Below are 2,052 nucleotides of genomic sequence, written 5' to 3' on the forward strand. Positions count from 1 at the left end.
CTTCGAAGCGCCGCGTGTTCGTTTTGGCGCGAACGCGCACGGCTTCCTGATGCAGGCCGAATGCGGTGGCGATCAGCATGGCGACTGTCATTGCGGTGGCTAGCATGTAGATCAGCATGTGCGTGTTCTCCTGCGCCTAATAACGGATAGATGGGACTTTGGTTTCATCTCCTGAAGCGGCAACCTAGTGAACGCTGCGTGAAACGTTGCTGATCGTCGCATTCATCTGTCGTTCACGTCTGCGAAAAGGTTCACGGATGCCTGATCAATCGGATTTGCCTTCCGTCCGCGCGCCCGCTAGAAGCCTGCCATGACCGAACGCATCGCCCTTTACGCCGGCTCCTTCGACCCGCTGACCAACGGCCACCTCGATGTGCTGAAGGCCTCGCTCGCCGTGGCCGACATCGTTTATGCGGCGATCGGCATTCATCCCGGCAAGAAGCCACTGTTTTCCTTCGAGGAACGGGTGAAGCTAATCGAGGCGGCGACCAAGGCCGAATTCGGCCGCGACGGTGCCCGCATCAAGGTCGTGGCGTTCGACGGTCTGGTCATCGACGCGGCAAGGCGGGAGGGCGCCTCGATCATGATCCGCGGCCTGCGCGACGGCACCGATCTCGACTACGAGATGCAGATGGCCGGCATGAACGAGACCATGGCGCCGGAACTGCAGACGGTCTTTCTGCCCGCCAGCCCGTCGGTCAGAACCATTACCGCCACACTTGTCCGCCAGATAGCCTCGATGGGAGGCGACATCCGCCCCTTCGTGCCGGCGGCCGTCGCCGGGGCGCTGACAGCAAAATTCGCGAAATAGTGCATGTCGCCCAAAAGTGGATGCAGGTTTTGGGTGACGACATGCACCAAACAAAAGATCTTCGGAGAAATACCATGCAGCTGAAGAAGCTCGCTACGTTCCTTGTCGTGCTGGCCGGTCTCGTGACCGCCTCGGTCTCGGCCTTCGCCGCCGATCCCGAAAACACCATGATCATCACGCTGAAGGATGGCGACGTGACCGTCGCGCTGCGCCCCGACCTGGCGCCCAAGCACGTCGCGCAGATCAAGAAGCTGGTGCGCGAGGGCGCCTACGACAATGTCGCCTTCCACCGCGTCATCGACGGCTTCATGGCGCAGACCGGCGACGTCAAGTTCGGCAACATGAAGAAGGGCTTCAACCCCCAGGCCGTCGGCACCGGCGGTTCCGACCTGCCGGACCTGCCGGCCGAATTCTCGCAGACCGAGCACTACAAGCGCGGCGTGGTCGGCATGGCCCGTTCGCAGGATCCGAATTCGGCGAATTCGCAGTTCTTCATCATGTTCGCGCCGGCGTCGTCGCTCGATGGCCAGTACACCATCGTCGGCAATGTCGTCAGCGGCATGGAGCTGGTCGACAACATCAAGAAGGGCGACGAGGCGGACAACGGGACCGTCAGCGATCCTGACCGGATGATCAAAGTGCGCATCGCCACCGACAAGTAAATCTGTTTTTTCAAAAGGATATCTGACATGGCTGAGATCAAGGACCGCGAGAACGCCCTCATCATGGAAACGACCAAGGGCCAGGTCGTCATCGAACTGTTCCCCGACCTGGCGCCCGGCCATGTCGCCCGCATCAAGGAGCTGGCGCGCGAAGGCGCCTATGACGGCGTTGTCTTCCACCGCGTCATCGACGGCTTCATGGCGCAGACCGGCGACGTCAAGTTCGGCAATTCGAGCAAGCCCTCTTTCGCGCCTTCGCGCGCGGGCATGGGCGGTTCCGACAAGCCGGACCTGAAGGCCGAGTTCTCCAACGCCAACCATGGCCGCGGCACCTGCTCGATGGCGCGCGCCCAGAACCCGAATTCGGCGAACTCGCAGTTCTTCATCTGCTTCGATGACGCCTCCTTCCTCAACCGCCAGTACACGGTTTGGGGCCAGGTCCTCGAAGGCATGGACAATGTCGACAAGATCAAGCGCGGCGAGCCGGTGCAGGACCCCGACAAGATCGTGTCGCTGAAGGTCGCGGCCGACGTCAAGTAAAGGCGGCATAACGATGATGGGCGCCGTCTGGTCCCTGCT

At 61.5% G+C, this 2,052-nt stretch carries 3 protein-coding genes; all 3 read left to right on the top strand.

Going from position 1 to position 2,052, the window contains the following annotated elements:
• Positions 1-310: 310 nt before the first annotated feature.
• The 3 genes from coaD (at position 311) to EN780_RS32845 (ending at position 2,013) form a co-directional block, all read left to right on the top strand.
• Entirely contained in the window at positions 311-811 is a 501-nt protein-coding gene (coaD, locus tag EN780_RS32835; RefSeq protein ID WP_126054740.1) for a pantetheine-phosphate adenylyltransferase, read from the top strand.
• A 74-nt stretch (positions 812-885) separates the two neighbouring features.
• On the top strand, positions 886-1,473 hold the full coding sequence (locus tag EN780_RS32840) for a peptidylprolyl isomerase (protein ID WP_127285966.1): 588 nt from the start codon (positions 886-888) through the stop codon (positions 1,471-1,473).
• A gap of 27 nt (positions 1,474-1,500) precedes the next feature.
• Positions 1,501-2,013, top strand: coding sequence for a peptidylprolyl isomerase (locus EN780_RS32845; protein ID WP_127285967.1), 513 nt, complete (start codon positions 1,501-1,503; stop codon positions 2,011-2,013).
• Positions 2,014-2,052: the final 39 nt, after the last annotated feature.

Source organism: Mesorhizobium sp. M4B.F.Ca.ET.089.01.1.1 (genome assembly GCF_004022605.1).
Classification (GTDB): Bacteria; Pseudomonadota; Alphaproteobacteria; order Rhizobiales; family Rhizobiaceae; genus Mesorhizobium; species Mesorhizobium abyssinicae.